General features: G+C 56.1%; 11 protein-coding genes and 1 pseudogene. 4 read left to right on the top strand and 8 right to left on the bottom strand.

The genetic code is table 11. The features are described 5' to 3' along the window. Positions 1 to 11 precede the first annotated feature (11 nt). From nrfF to gltP, 3 genes and pseudogenes are all read left to right on the top strand, one after another. Positions 12 to 2241, top strand: a pseudogene (nrfF, locus tag IMQ48_RS01450) (heme lyase NrfEFG subunit NrfF). After that, on the top strand, positions 2238 to 2855 hold the full coding sequence (gene nrfG / locus IMQ48_RS01440) for a heme lyase NrfEFG subunit NrfG (RefSeq protein WP_196207610.1): 618 nt from the start codon (positions 2238 to 2240) through the stop codon (positions 2853 to 2855). The pseudogene nrfF and the gene nrfG overlap by 4 nt, the downstream one beginning before the upstream one ends. Positions 2856 to 3323: 468 nt before the next feature. Further along, positions 3324 to 4637: a glutamate/aspartate:proton symporter GltP gene (gene gltP / locus IMQ48_RS01435; RefSeq protein ID WP_196207609.1), complete on the top strand. Its 1314-nt coding sequence runs from the start codon at positions 3324 to 3326 to the stop codon at positions 4635 to 4637. A gap of 158 nt (positions 4638 to 4795) precedes the next feature. Here the strand turns inward: gltP and yjcO are convergent, their stop codons facing one another. Both yjcO and fdhF read right to left on the bottom strand, forming a co-directional pair. Then, entirely contained in the window at positions 4796 to 5479 is a 684-nt protein-coding gene (gene yjcO / locus IMQ48_RS01430; RefSeq protein WP_117343592.1) for a Sel1 family TPR-like repeat protein YjcO, read from the bottom strand. Between the two features lie 182 nt (positions 5480 to 5661). Further along, on the bottom strand, positions 5662 to 7809 hold the full coding sequence (fdhF, locus tag IMQ48_RS01425; protein ID WP_196207608.1) for a formate dehydrogenase subunit alpha: 2148 nt from the start codon (positions 7807 to 7809) through the stop codon (positions 5662 to 5664). 288 nt (positions 7810 to 8097) lie between these two features. Between fdhF and IMQ48_RS01420 the strand changes: the two genes are divergently transcribed. After that, the gene (locus IMQ48_RS01420) at positions 8098 to 8829 is read left to right on the top strand and encodes a response regulator (RefSeq protein WP_196207607.1); all 732 of its coding nucleotides are present in this window, start codon (positions 8098 to 8100) and stop codon (positions 8827 to 8829) included. A 154-nt stretch (positions 8830 to 8983) separates the two neighbouring features. Here the strand turns inward: IMQ48_RS01420 and IMQ48_RS01415 are convergent, their stop codons facing one another. The 6 genes from IMQ48_RS01415 to IMQ48_RS01390 all read right to left on the bottom strand — a co-directional run bounded on the left by IMQ48_RS01415 (position 8984) and on the right by IMQ48_RS01390 (position 15205). After that, positions 8984 to 9988, bottom strand: a complete 1005-nt coding sequence (locus IMQ48_RS01415) for a carbohydrate kinase family protein (RefSeq protein WP_196207665.1) — start codon at positions 9986 to 9988, stop codon at positions 8984 to 8986. After that, positions 9985 to 10845: a ketose 1,6-bisphosphate aldolase gene (locus IMQ48_RS01410; RefSeq protein WP_196207606.1), complete on the bottom strand. Its 861-nt coding sequence runs from the start codon at positions 10843 to 10845 to the stop codon at positions 9985 to 9987. Before IMQ48_RS01410 ends, IMQ48_RS01415 begins: the two co-directional genes overlap by 4 nt. Positions 10846 to 10859: 14 nt before the next feature. Beyond that, positions 10860 to 11543 (bottom strand): D-lyxose/D-mannose family sugar isomerase, encoded by a 684-nt coding sequence (locus IMQ48_RS01405; protein WP_196207605.1) that lies wholly within the window; start codon positions 11541 to 11543, stop codon positions 10860 to 10862. A 120-nt stretch (positions 11544 to 11663) separates the two neighbouring features. After that, positions 11664 to 12605, bottom strand: a complete 942-nt coding sequence (locus tag IMQ48_RS01400) for an ABC transporter substrate-binding protein (protein WP_096758671.1) — start codon at positions 12603 to 12605, stop codon at positions 11664 to 11666. Between the two features lie 88 nt (positions 12606 to 12693). Continuing rightward, entirely contained in the window at positions 12694 to 13689 is a 996-nt protein-coding gene (locus IMQ48_RS01395; RefSeq protein WP_196207604.1) for a ribose ABC transporter permease, read from the bottom strand. Further along, on the bottom strand, positions 13682 to 15205 hold the full coding sequence (locus IMQ48_RS01390; protein WP_196207603.1) for a sugar ABC transporter ATP-binding protein: 1524 nt from the start codon (positions 15203 to 15205) through the stop codon (positions 13682 to 13684). The genes IMQ48_RS01395 and IMQ48_RS01390 overlap by 8 nt, the downstream gene beginning before the upstream one ends. Between the last annotated feature and the right edge of the window lie 14 nt (positions 15206 to 15219).

Raw genomic sequence — 15219 nt, 5'->3', positions numbered from 1 at the left:
CAAGGTGATTTCTGGACGTACTCCTTCCTGAAGCCGGTTTTCTGGCATTGTTGTTAAGTCTCGGGGTCAACGTATTGACCCCGCTTGCCGTGCTGACGGGCGTACGTCAGCGCTGGCAGGGCGTTATGCGTCTGGCCTGTGTGGGCGTGTGGACGCAGTTTACGTTGCTGTTGCTGGCCTTTGCTATTCTGGTGTTCTGTTTCCTGACCAGTGATTTCTCCGTTGTTTACGTTGCTCAGCACAGCTATAGCTTGCTGCCGTGGGGGTTAAAGCTGGCGGCGGTGTGGGGTGGTCATGAAGGATCGCTGCTACTGTGGGTGCTGTTTCTTTCCGCCTGGAGCGCACTGTTCGCCTGGCGCTCCAGGCGCGAGCCGGACGCGCTGTTTCCGTTAACCCTCAGCGTCCTGTCAATGATGACCGCGTCATTGCTGCTATTCGTGGTGGTGTGGTCCGATCCGTTCGTACGCATCTTCCCGCCGGCAATTGAAGGACGCGACCTGAACCCGATGCTGCAACATCTGGGGCTGATTCTGCATCCACCGCTGCTGTATCTGGGCTACGGTGGGCTGATGGTGGCGGCCGGCGTGGCGCTGGCTTCGCTGCTGCGTGGCGGCTTAAATGCACAGACTGCCTGGGTGTGCTGGCGCTGGGCACTGCCCGGCTGGTGCGCCCTGACGCTGGGTATCATTCTTGGCTCCTGGTGGGCCTATTGCGAACTGGGCTGGGGCGGCTGGTGGTTCTGGGACCCGGTAGAAAACGCCTCCTTATTACCCTGGCTTTCCGCCAGCGCGCTACTGCACAGCCTGTATGTCTCGCGCCAGCGTGGAGGCTTCCAGCACTGGTCGCTGCTACTGGCGATTGTCACGCTGATCTTATCCCTGCTGGGCACGCTGATTGTGCGTTCCGGCATTCTGGTTTCTGTTCATGCCTTCGCGCTGGACAACGTCCGCGCTGCACCGCTGTTTGCGCTGTTTACCGTGTTAAGTCTGGCCTCGCTCGGTCTGTATGCCTGGCGCGCGCGGGACGTAGGTCACACGGTACGTTTTGGCGGCTGGTCGCGTGAGATGATGATTCTGGTCGCGCTGCTGCTGTTTTGCGCGGTGCTGCTGATTGTGCTGATTGGCACGCTGTATCCGATGATTTACGGCCTGTTTGGTTGGGGACGACTCTCCGTTGGGGCACCTTACTTCAACCGTGCAACGCTGCCGTTTGGCCTGCTGATGCTGGTGGTCATCGTAATAGCGACGATCAGAAGCCGGAAGGTGCCGCTGCGAAGCCAGCTTCCGGCGCTGCTGGCGCATGCTGGTGTGCTGGTTTTTGCGGCAGGGATTGTGTTCTCCAGCGGGAGCCGCCAGGAAATGAGTCTGAATCTGAGTCCTGGACAGCAGGTTGAACTGGCGGGTTATGTTTTCCGCTTTGAGCACCTCTCTCTGGAAGCAAAAGGAAACTACACCAGCGAGAAAGCGCTGATTACGCTCTGGCAGGATGAGAAACGCATCGGCAGCCTGCAGCCCGAAAGACGCTTCTATGCCGCGCGTCGCCAACAAATGATGGAGCCGGGTATCCGTTGGAACCTGCTGCACGACTGGTACGCGGTGATTGGCGAAAAAACCGGACCGGAGCGCTACGCCATGCGCCTGTACGTGCAAAGCGGCGTACGTTGGATTTGGGGCGGAGGGCTGCTGATGGTGCTCGGTGCGCTGCTCAGCGGCTGGCGGGGGAGAAAGCGCGATGCGTAAATTAATCACAGCGTTGCCGGATGGCGGCGTAAACGCTTTATCCGGCCTACAGGGTACGCAAACCGTAGGCCGGATAAGCGCAGCGCCATCCGGCAGAAAGTTTTTACTCTTAACGATCGTCTTGTTTTTCATCACTTTCGCTACGCATGCCCAGGTTGTCGACACCTGGCGTTTTGACAACCCGCAACAGCAGGAAAAGGCACTGTCTATTGCCAGCCAGTTGCGCTGCCCACAGTGCCAGAATCAAAACTTACTGGAGTCCAATGCGCCGGTGGCGGTCAGTATGCGTCATCAGGTTTACAGCATGGTGGCAGAGGGTAAAAGTGAACACGAGATCACCACGTGGATGACCGATCGTTACGGTGATTTCGTCCGCTATAACCCGCCGCTCAATGAGCAAACGCTGCTGCTGTGGGCGTTGCCGTGCCTGTTATTGCTTTTGGTGGGCGTGATTATCTGGCGGGTGAGAACGTGTCAGCGTATAGAAGAGGACGAACGATGAGTCAGCCTGAATGTTGTACACCGTTACGTCCGATGCCGGTAAAACGCCTGGCTGCTGTGGCTGTGCTGATGGTGGTTGTCTGCACTGGAGGGTATTTATTGTCGCCAAAATGGCAGGCTGTCCAGCAAGAGCAGGCGCGACTGGCGGACCCGTTGCACGCGTTTTCTGATGAAAATATGCAGGAAAAACAGCTGCTTTCGTTGCAGTCAAAAATACGAGCCAACCCGCAGGACAGCACGCAGTGGGCGCAACTGGGTGAGTATTATCTTTGGCAAAACGCGTATCATAATGCGCTACTGGCCTATGAGCAGGCGCTGCGTTTGCGCGGTGAAAACGCCGAGATCTATTCGGCGCTGGCGACGGTGCTGTACTATCAGGCCGGGCAGCACATGACGCCGCAAACCCGTGAGATGATCGATAAATCGCTGGCGCTGGACCCGACAGAAGTCACCGCGCTGATGCTGCTGGCTGCCGATGCGTTTATGCAGGCCGACTACGCGCAAGCTATTTTGCAGTGGCAAACAGTCCTCGATTTAAACTCACCGAGGGTGGATCGTGCTCAATTGATTGACTCGATCAATATGGCGAAATTGCTGCAGAATCGACAAAAATAATTTTGTTTTTTTGTGATTTGCATCGTTTTCACTGTGTAAAAAAACAGCAGTTGAACAAATTAGCGAAAAAAACGCACAGTCATAATTCTTCATTTTTTATCAAATAAATATTCTTTTATAACAAAAAGTTATTCATGATGACCCGCACAAACTCGCGTTTTTATGCATAAAATCAGCTAAAGGCCCTGTTCTTAAAGGGTTGCGCGGAATGCCATGCAGATGATAATGATAATATACCCGTCATACTTCAAGCTGCAGGTGTGTTGGCTTTCCTCGCTCTCCCCAGTCACTTACTCATGTAAGCTCCTGAGGATTTGCTGCGTCGCCGACTTCCTGCAACTCGAATTGTTTTGGGTATAAGCGTTAAAAAATTCTATAAACGAACGCAACACAATTCATACCCTTTCAGTATGTACTATTCCCATAGGTTATATGTGAAATAGCGCTCCATCGAGGAAGTCCGTTGTTATGAAAAATTTGAAAGTCAGCCTGGCCTGGCAGATTTTGATCGCCATGGTGCTGGGCATTTTGCTGGGGAGTTACCTGCATTACCACAGTGACAGCCGCGAATGGCTGGTGGTCAACCTGCTGTCTCCGGCAGGGGATATCTTTATCCACCTGATCAAAATGATTGTTGTGCCGATTGTTATCTCCACGCTGATCGTCGGTATTGCCGGGGTAGGTGATGCCAAACAGCTGGGCCGTATTGGCGCCAAAACCATTATCTATTTCGAAGTGATCACCACCGTGGCAATTATCCTCGGCATCACGCTGGCGAATGTGTTCCAGCCTGGTACCGGTGTCGATATGTCGCAGCTGGCGACCGTGGATATTTCGAAATATCAAAGTACAACCGCAGAAGTGCAGAGCCACGCGCATGGCCTGATGGGTACGATTTTGTCACTGGTGCCGACCAACATCGTTGCGTCGATGGCGAAAGGCGACATGCTGCCGATTATCTTCTTCTCGGTGCTGTTTGGTCTGGGCCTGTCTTCACTGCCGGCCACTCACCGCGAACCGCTGGTAACCGTGTTCCGTTCCATCTCTGAAACGATGTTTAAAGTAACGCACATGGTGATGCGTTATGCGCCGGTCGGTGTTTTTGCGCTGATCGCCGTCACCGTGGCGAACTTCGGTTTTGCCTCCCTGTGGCCGCTGGCGAAGCTGGTGCTGCTGGTGCATTTCGCCATCCTGTTCTTCGCGCTGGTGGTGCTCGGTATCGTGGCGCGCGTGTGCGGTTTGAGCATCTGGATCCTGATTCGTATTCTGAAAGACGAGCTGATTCTGGCCTACTCTACCGCCAGCTCTGAGAGCGTGCTGCCGCGTATTATTGAGAAGATGGAAGCCTATGGCGCACCGGCCTCAATCACCAGTTTTGTGGTGCCGACCGGGTATTCGTTCAACCTTGACGGTTCGACGCTGTACCAGAGTATCGCCGCGATTTTTATCGCCCAGCTGTACGGCATTGACCTGTCGTTGTGGCAGGAAATTGTACTGGTGCTGACGCTGATGGTGACCTCGAAAGGGATCGCGGGCGTGCCGGGCGTGTCGTTTGTGGTGCTGCTGGCAACATTGGGTAGCGTGGGCATTCCGCTGGAAGGTCTGGCGTTTATCGCCGGTGTTGATCGTATCCTCGACATGGCGCGTACGGCGCTAAACGTGGTGGGTAACGCGCTGGCGGTACTGGTTATCGCCAAGTGGGAACACAAATTTGACCGTAAAAAAGCGCTGGCCTATGAGCGTGAAGTATTGGGTCGTTTTGATAAGACCGCCAATCAGTAAGTAATGACAGATTGCCGGATGGCGCCACCGCTTATCCGGCCTACGGGCAGCGACGGTCTGTAGGCCGGATAAGGCACTTGCGCCGCCATCCGGCAATCTGCTCCGGGTTGCCTGATGGCGCTACGCTTATCAGGCCTACAACGACAACGCTTACACCATTACCCGTTCGTTAACTTATCAAACTCCTCGCAGCCGGTATCAAACCCTTCCGTACAACTCAGATTCAACCAGTGCAGCGCCTTTTGTTTGTTCTTCTCAATAAAACCCTGCTCACCGTTCAGGAACATCATCCCGGCCCAGTACTCGGAATACCCGGTACGCGAAATAGCGGAGCTGCGTTTGAAATACCAGGTGGCTTTGTCATCGTCTGCGGGAATGCCTACGCCGTTGGCGTAAATCAGGCCGAGCAGCATCTGTGCATCAACGGCGGAGTCGCTCTCCAGATTCTCCGAGGCGTTTTGTAACAGCGTAATGGCTTTGGGGTAATCGGTATGCCCCGCCTGGGTATTGACCAGGATCCGTGCCAGGGTAATTTCGCCGCTCTTACTGCCCGCCTGGGCCGCTTTTTCAGCCAGCGTTTTGGCTTGCGGATAATCCAGACTGACTGGATTGGTAATTTTAATTTGTGCCAACAAAGCCCAGGCGTCCGAATCTCCATTGTCGGCGGCCTTTTGCGCCCAGTATTCGGCTTTACTCAAATCGCCTGAACTAAACCAGGTATCGGCGAGAAAGTATTGTGCGCGTCGGTCTCCAGCCTCGGCGGCCTTCAGGAACTGGCTACCAGGTTCTTCGGCATGGGCAAAACATGTCAATAACACCATCAAGGCGAAAAGTCGTTTCATCTTATTTTTAGATTTAGAGTAGGGAACGAACAGTATAGAGAGATTATTTGCATAAAAAAACGGCCTCCGAATGGAGACCGTTGTAAGGAAAATGCCTGATGGCGATGCCAACGCATCTTATCAGGCCTACAGTGGAAACAGGTCGTAGGCCGGATAAGGCATTCATGCCGCCATCCGGCAGATCAGCCCATCGCGCTTTCGCGCAGGCTGGCTTTCAGCTTGGTGTACTCATCAATCACATACTGCTCGGCAGCACGCTGGTCGGCAATGCGCTCAACGTTGACGGCACAGTACTTGTACTCTGGCGTTTTGGTAATCGGACTCAGGTTCTCGGTGACCAGTTCATTACATGCCCCAATCCACCACTGGTAGGTCATGTAAATCGCGCCTTTGTTCGGACGTTCGCTGACTGCTGCACGGGTAATGACCCGGCCTTTGCGTGAGTTAACCCACACCAGCTCTTCATCCTGAATGCCCAGACGTTCAGCATCGGCGGTGTTGATCTGGGCGTAGCCCGGTTCATCCGCTAATGCCGCCAGCGCCGCACAGTTGCCGGTCATTGAACGGCAAGAGTAGTGCCCGACTTCGCGCACCGTCGACAGGACCATCGGGTACTCGTCGGTCAGTTTGTCGATTGGCGCTACCCAGTCGCAGGTGAAGAACTGCGCCAGACCATTCGGGGTGTCGAACTTCTCTTTGAAGAGGTAAGACGTGCCCTGATCGGCATCCGAGGTGTCGCGGCAAGGCCACTGGATATAGCCCAGTTCGCCCATCTTCTCGTAGGTGGCACCGTAGAAATCCGGGCACAGATGACGCAACTCATCCCAGATTTCCTGGGTGTTGTTGTAGTGCATCGGGTAGCCCATACGGGTGGCGATTTCACTGATAATCTGCCAGTCCGTTTTCAGATCCCACTTCGGTTCAACCGCTTTAAAGAAGCGCTGGAAACCACGGTCAGCCGCCGAGAAGACGCCTTCATGCTCACCCCATGACGTAGACGGTAAAATAACGTCTGCGGCAGCGGCGGTTTTGGTCATGAAGATATCCTGCACGATGACCAGTTCCAGATCCTCAAAGCCTTTGCGCACTGCGGACAGTTCAGCATCAGTCTGTAATGGATCTTCACCCATAATGTACGCCGCGCGTACTTCGCCATGCGCCGCACGGTGCGGCAGTTCGCTGATGCGATAGCCGGTATGGGCAGGTAGACTTTCCACGCCCCAGGCTTTGGCGAACTTCTCGCGGTTTTCCGGGAATTTAACGTACTGATAGCCCGGATAGGTATCCGGCAGCGCGCCCATGTCGCACGCGCCCTGAACGTTGTTCTGGCCACGTACCGGGTTAACGCCGACGCTTGGCTTACCGAGGTTACCGGTCAGCATCGCGAGGCTGGTCAGTGAACGCACGGTTTCCACACCCTGATAGAACTGGGTCACGCCCATGCCCCACAGGATTGCCGCACTTTTTGCCGATGCGTACATACGCGCAGCCTGACGAATTTCCTGTGCGCTCACGCCAGTAATCTCTTCGACGGACTCTGGCGTATAGCCTTCGACAATCTTGCTGTACTCTTCGAAGCCTTCCGTACGTGAGGCGACGAACGCCTGGTCGTACAGTTTTTCTTCGATGATGACATGACCCATGGCGTTGAGCAGCGCGATATTCGAGCCGTTTCTTAACGCGATGTGCATGTCGGCAATACGCGCGGTTTCAATTTTGCGCGGATCGCAGACGATAATTTTCGCCCCGTTGCGTTTAGCGTTAATCACGTGATTCGCCACGATAGGGTGGGAATCCGCCGGGTTGTACCCGAAAATAAACACTAAATCGGTGTTATCAATTTCGTTAATCGCATTACTCATTGCGCCGTTACCGACCGATTGGTGCAGACCTGCAACCGAAGGGCCGTGTCAGACGCGAGCGCAGCAGTCAACGTTATTGGTACCAATAACGGCGCGCGCGAATTTTTGCATTACATAGTTGGTTTCATTACCCGTTCCGCGAGATGAACCGGTCGTCTGAATGGCATCCGGGCCATACTTCGCTTTGATGGCGCTCAGGCGTGTTGCCACGTAATCCAGCGCTTCATCCCAGGAAACAGATTCCAGTTTGCCGCCACGTTGGCGACGGATCATTGGGGTTTTCAGGCGAGGGGTTAGGATCTGGGTATCGTTGATAAAATCCCAGCCATAGTAGCCCTTCAGACACAAGGTACCCTGGTTGGTTTTCCCCTGCGCCGCCTCAGCCCGGACGATTTTGCCGTTATCGACCACCAGGTTGATTTTGCAACCTGATGCGCAATATGGGCAAACCGTGACGACTTTTTTCATCGGTCTCGCTCCAGTTAATCAAATCGCGCATACGCGCTTGTCGCTTTTGTTATGCATCTTTTATGCCATGTTTTTATCAGGGTCATTAGCCGATAATACGGGCATCATTTGCGCAAAACCCTGACGAAAAACAGGCTGTCGTCATATTTGACGTGACGAATCCTACAAGTGTGACGGCCTGGCAGTGTGACCGGGGCTATGTTTCCCGCACGTCCTTGTGCCTTATCTCTGTCACTCTGTGCAGAATCATTCACACTCATTTGAGTTGGCGCAAGATGGGGAAAAACAATGAAGCCGGCCATACTGGTTGTGGATGATGATGTAACAATCTGCGCACTCCTGGAGGATGTGCTGAGCGAACACGTCTTTGCCGTGACGGCCTGTCATACCGGGCAGGAGGCGTTGCGCTGTATTGAGACTCAGCCGGATATTGCGCTGGTATTACTGGATATGGTGCTGCCCGACACCAACGGTCTGATGGTGCTGCAACAGGTGCAAAAGATGAGGCCCGGCCTGCCGGTGGTGATGCTAACGGGTATGGGCAGTGAGTCGGATGTGGTGGTCGGGCTGGAAATGGGCGCTGATGATTACATCGGTAAACCGTTCAACGCGCGGGTGCTGGTGGCGCGGGTGAAGGCGGTGCTCAGACGCGTAGGCGTGCTCATGCCTGAAGGCTCGGGTGCGCAAACCACCGGGCTTTCCTTTAATGGCTGGCATCTGGATACCGCGGGCTGCCAGTTGCGTAATCCCCAGCAGTTGAAAGTCGACCTGACGCAGGGCGAATACAGCCTGCTGCTGGCGCTGGCACAACATGCCCGGCGGGTGTTGAGCCGCGAGCAACTGCTGGAACTGACGCGCAGCGACAGCGTCGAGGTGTTTGATCGCACCATCGACGTGTTAATCATGCGATTGCGGCGCAAAATAGAAGCCAACCCGCATCAGCCTATGCTGATAAAAACCCTGCGCGGGCTGGGTTATGTGTTTGCCGCCGACGTGCAATATCATGATAAGGCGGCGTGATCGTGTGCAGTTGCCGGATGCGGCGTAAACGCCTTATCCGGCCTACAAAAGCGATAACGACCCCGTAGGCCTGATACGGTCGTAGCCCTGATAAGCGCAGCGCATCAGGCATATTTCCGGACGATGCGAACGTAGGCCTGATAAGCGTAGCGCATCAGGCGTCAGCCATTTCTGCTTTTAACTCTGCCAGCGTTTTCGCGCCGTCGATGGCATTGGCGCACAACAAACTGGCCCGCGCGCAGGCGTGCGCCAGTCGGATACTCTCTTCCAGCGGCCAGTGTTCATGGCAGCCATACAAAAATCCGGCGCAAAACGCGTCACCCGCGCCGACGCTGCCGACGATCTCCTCCTGTGCCAGTAACTGTGACGGTATCCACGCCCCGGCCCGATCCGGTGTTTCGCCCCAGGCGCCTTCCGGGCAGTGGATCACCACCCGCTGGCGCACGCCCGCGTCCAGCAGCTCACGTGCGGCGCTGGCGATGTGCGGGATATGCAGCTCACCGTTGGGCTGGCGGATCGCCAGCCCGCTGAACTCGCCGGCTTCCAGCTCGTTGATCACCAGATAATCGAGATGACGGAGCGCGGGCATTACCAGCGGCTGATAGCGCGGATCGCCCTTGCGCGACACCAGGTCCAGCGATGTTTCAAACCCGTTGTCGCGCATTTGCGCCAGCAGCCGGGCGCTGCGCGTGCCAAAGGTATCATCCGGCTTGTCCAGGCTGTCGAGCAGCAGCAGATAGCCGAGATGGAAAATTTTCATCGTGCTATCAAGCTGCTCAAAGGCGGGCAGATCCAGCAGCCGGTTTGCACCGGGAGAATGAAAAAAAGTGCGCTGGCCGCTTGGGTCGGTCATCACCTGCGACATCGAGGTGGGGGCGGACGTGGTGCGCTGCACGTGCTGGCGATTCACGTGATACTGCTCGAGCATCGCCATAATGTAGTCGCCATCGCTGTCCTGACCGATCAATCCCACCGCCTGCAGCGGTAGCCCGGTGTGCATTTTCGCCAGCGTCAGCAGCACGTTCAGAGGCGCACCGCCGGTCGCGCGTTCGCTGTGGGTGATCTCCGCCAGCCAGCCACACTCTGGCCACTGCACAATTTGATGCACATGATCGACCAGCATATTGCCTGCGGCGATAATGCCTCTGCGTTCCATCAGACCTGCCCCACGCTGCCAAAGATGCGCATCTGTTCGGAAACGGTATCGGTAATGGCCTCTTCGATACCCAGCAGCAGCTCAGCAAATTCGTCGTACAGCGGCTGGCGGTTGTTCATCCGCGACTCCACCGCCGCCAGCGCCGCCTGTGACATACCGGTGTAGAAGTTGATCTTGTGGATGCCAAGCTCGATGGCGCGCCGGAAATCGTCGTCGCTAATGCCGGAGCCGCCGTGCAGTACCAGTGGGATCGCCGCCTGCTGGCGAATAGCATCCAGGCGCGGGAAGTCGAGCACCGGTTCGCCTTTATATTTTCCGTGCGCATTGCCAATGGCGACGGCTAAGGCATCAATGCCGGTTCTGTCGACGAAATCTCGTGCCAACATCGGGTCGGTAAACAGCGACTCGTCGGCATGGCCGTACAGCGCGCCGCCTTCATCGCCGCCGACGGCCCCCAGCTCCGCTTCCACCGACACGCCGACGGCGTGGCACATCTTCACCACCTCGCGGGTCTGGCGAATATTCTCCTCGTACTCCAGCGTAGAACCATCGAACATCACCGAGCTGAAGCCTAAGCGCAGCGCCCGCACCACCGACTCAAAATGCAGGCCGTGATCGAGGTTAAGCACCACCGGAATGTCATGGCGTGCGGCTTCGAACTTTACCGCTTCGACCAGAGAATCCAGCGAAATATATTTAAAATGCACTTCGGCAATGTTGATAATAAACGGCGATCGTTCCTGCTTCGCGGCGGCAAACAGCGCACGCAGGAAGTGCGAATCCAGAACGTTAAACGCGCCTAAGGCATAGCGGTGCTCGCGGGCATGGGCGAGGCCATCGGCGAGGGAAATCAACGGCATAATGTGCTCCTTGGTTAGCGGAACAGGCGGTATTCGTTACACAACACCAGCAGCGCCGGTTCGTCTTCTTCAATGTCGTTATAGCGGGCGATGGGTTGCAGGAAATGGTTATCGTGATCGTCGTCGTTAACCGAAGACACTTCGCCAACCAGCACGTCGCCAAATCCTTCTTCGGCCCAGAAGCTATGATACAGACCGGGCGTCAGGCAGATGCTTTCCCCCGGCGTCAGGCGCAGCTGGCTGCCTGCGGCGTGCGTTTGCCGGCAGCCGTCAATCACCACGCTGACGTCGCTGTCTTCCGTTTGTTCTCTGACTCCGGCGTTCCACAGTTCGACAATCAAATTACCGCCGCCGCGATTAATAATGTCTTCGCGCTTGCGCCAGTGAAAATGCATTGGCGTCACCTGGCCATCGCGGACGTGCATGATTTTTTCGGCGTAGCATTTCTCATAGGGCATGCCTTTTGGTGAACCATTACGCAGGGTAAACAGCGTTAAGCCCAGGGCGGCAAAGTTATCACCGCCGAATGCGGTGACGTCCCAGCCGAGTTTGAGGTCAAAGACTTCACGCCAGGCTCCGGCGTCGAGTTTGCGCCATTGGGTGGGTGGGAAGCTTGCGAAGGGCGGGAGATGCACGTCGTGCAAGGAAAAAAACTGGCGCGTGTGACCCAGAATCTCATTTATTGCGGAGCGTTTCATGGACAGAATTCTCCTTAATATAATGCCGGATGGCGCTGCGCTTATCCGGCCTACAAATTCATAGCGATCTTGTAGGCCGGATAAGGCATTTTTGCCGCCATCCGGCGTTGTTGTGGCGACTTATTTTACCGTCCAACCCTTATAGCTGCCGACGTTGTTCTTATCGATCATCGTCACCGGAATCAGCACGGGCTCTTTCGGCGCGGGTTTACCCTGCAATATGTCATAGCCGATTTCGACCGCTTTGGCTGCCATCACCTGCGGATCTTGTGCCGGGGTCGCCACAAATAATGAATTTTCCCGCTTCAGTGCTTCTTCGCCGTCCGGCGATCCGTCGACGCCGACAATAAAGAATTCGCTACGCTGCGCCTGTTTTGCGGCCAGATCGGCCCCGATCGCTGTCGGATCGTTAATCGCGAACACGCCGTCGATCTTCGGATTGGCCGCCAGCAGAGCGGTCATGATCTCCAGCCCACCTTCACGGCTGCCCTTCGCGTTCTGATTATGCGACAGCACCTTGATGTCCGGGTGGCGTTTGAACTCGGTCTGGCAGCCTTCCACGCGGTTCTGCACGGCGGAAACCGGCGGCCCGTTGATGATAACGACGTTGCCTTTCCCTTTCAGGCGGTCGGTGATGTATTTACAGGCCATTTCACCGGCCTGAGTGTTGTCGGAGGTGATGGTGGCGTCAGCACCTTCCGCTGCCACGTCAACGGCGACGACCACAATTCCTGCGTCTTTCGCCCGTTTTACCGCCGGGCCGATGCCTTTGGAATCCGCCGCGTTAAGAATGATCATGTCGACTTTGGCGGCAATAAAGTTGTCTATCTGCGACACCTGTTGACCGAGATCGTAGCCGCTGGACACCAGCGTCACTTTGACGTTATCCCCCGCCAGCTTGCGCGCTTCCAGCTCCGCACCTTTGGTTATCTGCACGAAGAACGGGTTGGCAAGATCGCCGACCGTTACGCCGATGGATTTCAGTTCTTTTGCCTGCACATACGGCGTCGCGGCAAGCAGTGCGCCAGCACAGAGCGCGGTAACTAATGGCTTCAAACGCATACTCGTTTCCTCACGTAGGGTATTGTTGTTATACGCCTGATGGCGCTGCGCTTATCAGGCCTACAAATGGGTAGGCCAGTAAGCTTGTCTATGCACTTTGATGGTGTCGGGTACGGTATTTGTCGATAAGCACCGCTATGATGATCACCGCCCCTTTGATCACCAGTTGCCAAAAATAAGACACGCCCATTAGCGTCATGCCGTTATTGAGCGTAGCGATAATCAACGCCCCCACCAGCGTGCCGGTGATGGTGCCGATCCCGCCGACAAAACTGGTGCCGCCGAGGATCACCGCGGCGATGGCGTCCAGCTCATAGCCCATGCCCAAGTTGCCGTTGGCGCTGTACAGTCGCGAGGCGCTCATCACCCCGCCAAGGCCGGAAAGCAGCCCGCTCATGCCGTAGACGAACAGCAGCACCAGCCACACTTTGATACCGGTTAACCGCGCGGCCTGCATGTTGCCGCCCACCGCGTAAATATGAACGCCCAACGTGGTGCGACGCAGAATGAACCAGCACACCGCAATGACCGCCAACGCAATCACCACCAGCCACGGGATTGGCCCGAGGTAGTTGTTACCAATCCACTCGAAGCTGATATTGGAGTTGATAACCGTGGTGCCGTCCGCCAGCAGGTAAGCCGCGCCGCGCAGCGCGGTATAGGTGCCGAGGGTGACGATAAACGGTGGCAGTCCGGCAAAGGCGACCAGCGCGCCGTTAAACAGCCCCAGTGCCAGGCCAAGCATCAATGCCGCCGGAATCGACAACATTGCCAGCTCCGGGATCAGCGACACGACCATCGCCGCCACCGCGGTGGTGCCGAGAATGGAACCGACGGAAAGGTCGATCCCGCCAGTGAGAATGATGAAGGTCATCCCCGCCGCCAGCACGATGTTGATCGACGCCTGACGCGTGATGTTGAGCAGGTTACTTTCAGTAAAAAAGTTGGGTGCGATAAAGCCAAATACCGCCACAATCAGGATTAAAATGGGCAAGATACCGACCGTTTGCATCAGATCGCCCATCAACATTTTTTTCGCCGAGGCGGATTTCACCACCGGCTGGGAAGGGGTTGGATTATTCATGGGACACCGCCTGATGATGGGAGTCGTTCACGCCGGTTGCCAGCGTCATAATATTTTCCTGAGTAATGCTTTGTCCGTTCAGCTCACCGGCAATACTGCCTTCGCGCATCACGTACACCCGGTCACTCATGCCGACCACTTCCGGCAGTTCGCTGGAGATCATTAAGATCGCCACACCTTTGCGCGCCATCTCGTTCATGATCCGGTAGATCTCGCTTTTGGCGCCGACGTCCACGCCGCGCGTGGGTTCGTCGAGGATCAAAATGCGCGGGCCAATCGCCACCCAGCGCGAGATAAGTAATTTTTGCTGATTGCCGCCGGATAGCCCGCCTGCGCGGACCTGCGCGTGGGGCACGCGGATGTTGAGCAATTGAATGGCGTCATCGGAGATGGTCTGCGCTTTTTTGCGGTTCAGCATGCCCCAGTTGGCGTCACGCTCCAGCGTGGCTATGGTGATGTTTTCAGCCGCCGCCAGCTCTAAAAACAGCCCCTGTTCTTTGCGGTTCTCGGTCAGAAAGCCGATGCCGTGATCGATGGCCTCACGCGGGGAGTGGATCACCACCGGCTCGCCATCGACTTCAATCAGGCCGCTGATGGCTTTGCGCACGCCAAAAATCAGCTGCGCCAGCTCGGAGCGACCGGCACCGACCAGTCCGGCCAGGCCGACAATCTCCCCGGAACGCACCAGTAAACTGCATGGCTGGACTTTGCTGCCGTCGGTCAGGTGATGCACGTTCAGGCGTGCTTTGCCTAAAGGGATATCGCGCTCTTTGTTGAACAGATCGCTTAACGGGCGGCCAACCATCATGCGCACCAGTTCAGAGGCGTTGAGCTTGTCGCGGGTCAGGCTACCGACGTACTGCCCGTCGCGCAACACGCTGACGCGATCCGAGAGCTCATATACTTCCGCCATGCGGTGACTGATGTAGATAATCGCCATCCCTTCATCACGCAGGCGCATGATCAGCTCAAACAGGCGGTGGGTTTCACGTGAAGAGAGGGCTGCGGTGGGTTCATCCATGACCAGGATGCGGCTGTTACGGTGCAGGGCGCGGGCTATTTCCACTTGCTGCTGCTCGGCGATGGTCAGCGTCATGACCCGATCGCTGGCCTTAAACTGTGCCCCGAGCCGGTCGATGACCTTTTGCGCCTGCATCACCATCTCTTTGCGCTGTACCAAACCACCGCGCGACAGTTCGCTGCCAAGAAAGATATTTTCCGCTACCGTCAGATTTGGCGCGAGCTGCATCTCCTGATAAATCAGCGTGATGCCAGCGCTCAGCGCATCCTTGGGTCCGCGAATATGAAAGGGCTGACCGTCAATCAGGATCTCACCGCTGGTGGCGGTATAGGCCCCGGCGAGGATCTTCATCAGGGTACTTTTCCCGGCGCCGTTTTCACCCATCAGGGCGTGGATTTCTCCGGACCACACCGTTAAATCAACCCCTTTCAGCGCGTAAAATTTGCCGAATGCTTTGGCAATATTGCGCATCTCCAGAACCGGTGTCTTGCTCATAACGGATCTCCTGC

It is taken from the genome of Citrobacter sp. Res13-Sevr-PEB04-36, assembly GCF_015672735.1.
Taxonomy (GTDB): domain Bacteria; phylum Pseudomonadota; class Gammaproteobacteria; order Enterobacterales; family Enterobacteriaceae; genus Citrobacter.
This window is presented reverse-complemented; position numbering and strand designations above follow the sequence as displayed.